Origin of the sequence: Microcystis sp. LE19-41.2A, assembly GCF_027530405.1 — a bacterium.
GTDB classification, from domain to species: Bacteria; Cyanobacteriota; Cyanobacteriia; order Cyanobacteriales; family Microcystaceae; genus Microcystis; species Microcystis aeruginosa.
Window position 1 is genome coordinate 1 of the sequence record NZ_JAPZQJ010000246.1, and the last position, 5,514, is coordinate 5,514.

General features: G+C 42.9%; 8 protein-coding genes. 4 read left to right on the forward strand and 4 right to left on the reverse strand.

Translation table 11 applies throughout. From position 1 onward, the window contains the following. Positions 1–144 precede the first annotated feature (144 nt). The 3 genes from O9290_RS10925 to O9290_RS10935 are packed head-to-tail and all read right to left on the reverse strand — an operon-like array spanning position 145 to position 1,876. Positions 145–1,158, reverse strand: coding sequence for a WD40 repeat domain-containing protein (locus tag O9290_RS10925; RefSeq protein ID WP_288087042.1), 1,014 nt, complete (start codon positions 1,156–1,158; stop codon positions 145–147). A gap of 36 nt (positions 1,159–1,194) precedes the next feature. Then, positions 1,195–1,437 (reverse strand): DUF5678 domain-containing protein, encoded by a 243-nt coding sequence (locus O9290_RS10930; RefSeq protein WP_288026821.1) that lies wholly within the window; start codon positions 1,435–1,437, stop codon positions 1,195–1,197. 7 nt (positions 1,438–1,444) lie between these two features. After that, entirely contained in the window at positions 1,445–1,876 is a 432-nt protein-coding gene (locus O9290_RS10935) for a DUF29 family protein (RefSeq protein WP_288026823.1), read from the reverse strand. A 167-nt stretch (positions 1,877–2,043) separates the two neighbouring features. Between O9290_RS10935 and O9290_RS10940 the strand changes: the two genes are divergently transcribed. The 3 genes from O9290_RS10940 (at position 2,044) to O9290_RS10950 (ending at position 3,584) form a co-directional block, all read left to right on the forward strand. Further along, the gene (locus O9290_RS10940; RefSeq protein ID WP_288026825.1) at positions 2,044–2,748 is read left to right on the forward strand and encodes a choice-of-anchor C family PEP-CTERM protein; all 705 of its coding nucleotides are present in this window, start codon (positions 2,044–2,046) and stop codon (positions 2,746–2,748) included. Positions 2,749–2,895: 147 nt separating this feature from the next. Next, on the forward strand, positions 2,896–3,228 hold the full coding sequence (locus O9290_RS10945; RefSeq protein ID WP_002750711.1) for a DUF433 domain-containing protein: 333 nt from the start codon (positions 2,896–2,898) through the stop codon (positions 3,226–3,228). Then, positions 3,225–3,584: a DUF5615 family PIN-like protein gene (locus O9290_RS10950; protein WP_002763705.1), complete on the forward strand. Its 360-nt coding sequence runs from the start codon at positions 3,225–3,227 to the stop codon at positions 3,582–3,584. The genes O9290_RS10945 and O9290_RS10950 overlap by 4 nt, the downstream gene beginning before the upstream one ends. Before the next feature lie 27 nt (positions 3,585–3,611). Here O9290_RS10950 and O9290_RS10955 read toward each other — a convergent pair whose 3' ends face one another. Beyond that, positions 3,612–5,003, reverse strand: a complete 1,392-nt coding sequence (locus O9290_RS10955) for an MlaD family protein (protein WP_288057824.1) — start codon at positions 5,001–5,003, stop codon at positions 3,612–3,614. A 171-nt stretch (positions 5,004–5,174) separates the two neighbouring features. Between O9290_RS10955 and O9290_RS10960 the strand changes: the two genes are divergently transcribed. Then, positions 5,175–5,435, forward strand: a complete 261-nt coding sequence (locus O9290_RS10960) for a hypothetical protein (RefSeq protein WP_288087045.1) — start codon at positions 5,175–5,177, stop codon at positions 5,433–5,435. The last annotated feature ends 79 nt before the right edge of the window (positions 5,436–5,514 follow it).

Consider the following 5,514-nt stretch of genomic DNA (forward strand, 5'->3'; position numbering starts at 1 on the left):
GATATGGGAGTGATCAGGGGGAAATTCAGCTACTTTTTCCCTGAAAATTAGGTAATTGACCCCCTCAAAATCGGTAAAACCCCACACCCCACACCCTACACCCTACACCCTGCTTCTAGGAAAAACTTTTTCAGCAGACCCCAATTAGATTCCTCGCCACAGTGCGATCGCACCGTCTCGATCTCCAGTGACTAACCAACGACCATCTCGACTGGCAACCATTCTTAAGATGACGTTTCCCTTGAGAGTATTCAAGTGCCGACGGGTATTAACATCCCAAAATTTGACAGTTCCATCCCCAGAAGTGCTGGCCAAAACTTTACCCCCATCGAGCAGGGCCATATCGGTAACAGCGTCGTTATGGGCGAGAATAGTAGTGGTGCCGATGCCGCTTTTTACTTGCCAACCGCGGATCGAACCGTCTTGACTAGCAGTACCGGCGGTATTACCATCTTTGGAAAAAAGCACCCGATAAACGGGGAATAAATTACCCGCATAGGCACGATTAACGCGACCGGTACTCACTTTCCACAGTTTAACGAAGCCATCGTAATCGGCGCTAACAATTCCTTTACCATCGGGACTAAATGCGATCGCCTGAATCGGATGATTATGGCCGCGCAGGGTTTTTAACAGTGTACCCGTCTGAAAATCCCAGAGTTTAACTGTACGATCCCAGCTACCCGTGGCCAAAATTTCGCCATCGGGAGAAATAGCGGCATCGGTAACGAGAAAAGCATGGCCAGGATAGGTCATTTCTAATTTTCCCGTGCGCGTATTCCAGCGTTGCACTTTTCCCCCGGCATCGGCAGTTACGAAAGTCTCACCATCGGGACTAAATTGGATAGCGTTAACGGTATCACCTAGTTGCCAAGTCCTGAGAGGTTTTTGAGTTTTTAGGTCCCATTCCCTAACCGTGCCGTCAAAACTACCACTCAGCAGCAGGGAGTTATCGGGACTAATGGCTAAAGCATAGATGGGATCCTGATCGGCTTTTAAAATAGTAACCCGTTCGACGGTCTGCCAAGGAACGATTTCTGCTAGGGGAGGTGCTTGCGGAGTGATGGTTTTGCCTTTTTCCTGATTGACTGCACAACCACCGGATAGGAACAGCAGTAATAATAACGATAACGTCGGTTGATAAAGGGTTATTTTCATAGAATTTTGCCGTTGTCAAAATCAACTTAAACTACTTTAAACTTGAATGGGTAAAATTTGAATAGAATAACGACAACTAGGAACAAGATAAATGACAAATTCTTGATTGGTTGTGTTGGCTTCTTCTAGAACATTCTGTAAATTTTCACCGTGAGCAATCACTCCTTTTTCGTTATAAGCAATGTATTGATTTTTATACAAATCAATCACGTTGTCACGATTTTTGTTTAACCAACGTAACATTTCTTGGGCTTGTTCTTGAGAGATTGAGTTGGTCATAATCTTTCTAGGGAGAGACGTTTTTGATGAGAAGGAAAGCATCACTAATCAGTTTATTTTTGTCAATTATAGCTTCTAGTTTCTCCGATTGATAACGACCTGATTCGACTTCTAAAGAAGCGGCATCCAAAGCATTAAGATAAGCATCGTTTAAAGTGTCTGTTAATTCCTCATCACTTAAATAATATCCTGCCGCTTTTCGGCGTTTATTGTGGCGTTGAATTTCTCTAACACTATTGCGAATGGAGACATCCCAAGAACGAGTGGTTCGGTTTTCTGCCTGTTGTTTAATTAAATGAAGTAATAAGATAACAGCATAACCACGAATGGTGCTAATAATCCCATTTTTGCTCATATCTTCAAGGTCTTCTACAATCGCCAGTGAACCTTTAATATCACCTTTTAAGAGTAAAGCCTTTAATTCTAAAAGTTCTTCCATAATCCAATTTCTTCCCCAAATACCCCTTAATTATATCTTGCCACAAGTCTCTCTATCCCAAAGCTCATTTAAGTCCATCTTGAGGAAAAAATTAATCATTTTTTCATTTATTTTAAGCTTTTCTGTGCTATGGTGTGGTTGTTTATCTAAAAATGGAGTTTTTAATTATGACTCAAAAATTAGCAAAACTGATTGATTTGCGGGGGGGGGGTAAGCATAGCTTATTAAAACTCTCAATTGCTTCCTCTGTCTTGGCGGTGAGTGCTTTGATAGTCACCCCTGTACAAGCAGCAAATTTGATTCAAAATGGCAGTTTTGAGACGGCTACCGTCAACCCTAACCCTGGTGATTTTATAAGACTTGATGCTGGTTCCACAGCAATTACAGGATGGACGGTCAGCCAAGGAACAATTGATTATATAGGAACTTATTGGCAAGCTTCTGAGGGTAGTAGAAATCTGGATCTATCTGGAGCGAATGCCGGTGGAATTCAGCAAACCTTTAACACAACTGTCGGTGAGACTTATCGGGTGACTTTTGATCTGGCGGGTAATACAGACTACAGTCCTACTATTAAAGAGATGAGAGTGAGTGCAGGAGGAAATTCTGCTGACTTTTCTTTCGACATAACAGGAAAAAGCCGTTCAAACATGGGATGGGTATCAAAATCTTGGGGTTTTACTGCCACTGGAACAACAACTACCCTTAGTTTTCTAAATTTAGTCGATACACCTTATGGTCCTGCGTTGGATAATGTCTCAGTGATAGCTCTTTCCCCTCCTCCTACTTCTATTCCCGAACCTTCATCAATGCTAGGATTATTGAGTTTAGGAGTATTAGGAATTGGTTCTGCTTTAAAACGTCAATCTTAATCTCTTTTTATCTTTTTAACCCATCTAAACTAGGTGGGTTAAATTTAATATTCAGATAGGCTTAAAATCGGTGAATAATTTTGAATTTTGCGGCACATTTTTAATAATATGCTAGGATAGTATTGATGTTTTAGGAGGTAACAACCTATGCAGTTAGAAGATTATTTTGAATTTGTAGCAGTAGATAATATTCAATTAAAAGGACATCGTATTGGCATTGAGGACGTACTGAAATACTATCGACAAGGTTATAGTCCTCAAGAAATTCTCCAAGAATTACCAACTCTAAATTTAGAAAAAATTTATGCCACTTTGACATATTATTATCACAATCAAGCACAAATCGATCTCTATCTTGTCAAGCTAGAAAGACAACGGGAACAACATTATCAACAGTGGCTAGAAACATCATCTCCTTTAATTGATCGTTTAAGAAAAGCAAAAATTAAAAAGGAGCAGGAGTATTTACAAAAAGCATGAAAATTCGGTTTTTGCTGGATGAAAATTTATCTCCTAAGCTAAAAATAGCGGTTCAACGTATCAATTCTACTATAGATATTTTGCGAGTTGGTGATGCGGATGCACCTCTTTTAGGGACACTTGATCCTAATTTATTGCAATATTTAGAATTATCCCAGAGACTGTTAATCACTGACAATAGAAGTACCATGCCCAATCATTTAAAAGATCATTGGAACACGGGAGGTCACACTTGGGGAATTATTTGGTTACGCCCTAGCGGTACAATTAGTCAATGGGCTGAATCAATGATTTTAATCTGGGAATTAACAGAAGCTGAAGAATGGATTGATCGCTTAGATTGGATTCCTTTATAAGGAACTAAGGTGATTTTTCAAACACATTTAATCATTTATTTCGGGGCTTTTTCTGGGTTTCTTAGGGTCTTTTTCTGGGGTATTAGCGGCGGGATTTGGGGCTATTGTCGCAATTTGGGCGGCCATTCTTGTCATTGCTTGACCTTGGGCGAATTCCTGCTGTAGTTGTTCGCTAGAAGAAACCAAACGACTTAAACCCTGGATTAAACGAATAATTTCCTGTCGCAGTTGCGGATTACCGGTAATTTCATCCACATCCGAGGTGATTTTCTGAAGATTGGCAAAAGCGGCGCGAGAGGAGTCGAGGAGTTGCTGTAGGGTGACAACAGTGGCAGGATCGGAGAGATAGGCGGTAAAGTTGCCCAAATTTTCGCTTAATTTAACAGCGTTTGCCGAAATAGTATTTAAATTCTCGATAATTTGGCTTTTCTGCACTTGCGTCAGGATGGGATCCAAAGCAGCGAGAGTAGTTTGTAGGCGATCGCTAGTAGTTTTGATACTATCGAGAGTAGCAATTAAACGATTTTGATTAGCTGCCAAAAAAACCCGCAGTTCTTCCGTAGTTTGTCCCACCAAAAGCAGCGTTTTTCGGGCCTCCACTAGGGTAGCGTCTAAATTTCTCAGGCCGCCACTTCCCTGTAAACTTTTCAGTAAAGTAGTCGCTTCCTGACTCAATCCCCCGACACCGGAAAGATCACTAGAAAGACGATCGAGGGAACCGGATACTTGGGGTAAGGATTCTAGGGATCTCATCCCCGAATTAACTTTACCTAGAGTACCGCTGCGACGTACCTCACTTAAAGCGGTGGTTGCCTCACCACTAAAGCGATCGAGTCCCCCCAAGGCATTGGCAGCGCGTTGGGTAAAAGAACGAAATCCAGCCACCATATCGGGATCGCTAACTAGATTAGAAATTCTCAGTAAAGATCTGATCAGGGTATTGACATTTAGCGCCGATTGCCCTTGTAAACGGGAACCGTTACAGATAATCACCTCCCCATTACAGTTAGGACTCAAAGGGGGTTCTTTAACACCACCGACGGGTAAAGCTTGCAGGGGAGTAATATCGATCGTGGTTTCACCCACTAAACCGGATTGAATGGCTTCGATGAGGGAATTACTGGGAATTAGGCGATCTGCTGGCGAAATCTCCACTTCTACGGCGACTCCCTCCGGTTCTGGGGTAATTGCCGTCACTTGCCCGATTCTCACTCCCCGATAACCGACGCGGGTTCCCACCATCATGCCACCCACATTAGGAAAAAGGAAGCTGGCGCGATAACTGCGTCCCCCGAAGCTAAAATTACTTAACCAGGCGATAAACCAGATTAATATTCCCCCCGATGTCAGTAACATTAAACCGATACCACTTTGCCGCAGAGTTGGGGAAATCCCCCGTTGTGAACCGCCAGCTTCCATAAATAATTACTCCTCATCTCTACACAGTATCTTACAGGAGAAATCGGAGGATTTCAGCGATCAGTTTCTGAAGGCAAGAGTCAAGGAGTCAGTATTCAGGAGTCAGTATTCAGTATTCAGGAGTCAGGAGTCGGGAGATAGGATTCAGGAGTCAGTATTCAGGAGTTGGGAGTGAGGATTCAGTATTCAGGAGTTGGGAGTGAGGATTCAGTATTCAGGATTCAGGATTCAGGAGTCAGGATTCAGGAGTCAGGAGTCAGGAGATTATTTTTATTTATTCTCCCCACTTCCCCCCGCAACGCGCACGCAGTGACCACCCCACTTCCCCATCACCCCACTTCCCCATCACCCCACACCCCACTTCCCCATCACCCCATCACCCCATCACCCCATCACCCCACACCCCACACCCCACTTCCCTCAATTGACTGATCACTGAATTGGTCCGTCGATACTGCCGGTAAAAAATTGCTTGAGTACGGGGATTTCGGAGTGATAAGCCTCTTGAGTC

Coding starts and splice junctions, on each gene's coding strand:
- O9290_RS10925 (WP_288087042.1), bottom strand. CDS start 1,158: ATGAAAATAACCCTTTATCAACCGACGTTATCGTTATTATTACTGCTG.
- O9290_RS10930 (WP_288026821.1), bottom strand. CDS start 1,437: ATGACCAACTCAATCTCTCAAGAACAAGCCCAAGAAATGTTACGTTGG.
- O9290_RS10935 (WP_288026823.1), bottom strand. CDS start 1,876: ATGGAAGAACTTTTAGAATTAAAGGCTTTACTCTTAAAAGGTGATATT.
- O9290_RS10940 (WP_288026825.1), top strand. CDS start 2,044: ATGACTCAAAAATTAGCAAAACTGATTGATTTGCGGGGGGGGGGTAAG.
- O9290_RS10945 (WP_002750711.1), top strand. CDS start 2,896: ATGCAGTTAGAAGATTATTTTGAATTTGTAGCAGTAGATAATATTCAA.
- O9290_RS10950 (WP_002763705.1), top strand. CDS start 3,225: ATGAAAATTCGGTTTTTGCTGGATGAAAATTTATCTCCTAAGCTAAAA.
- O9290_RS10955 (WP_288057824.1), bottom strand. CDS start 5,003: ATGGAAGCTGGCGGTTCACAACGGGGGATTTCCCCAACTCTGCGGCAA.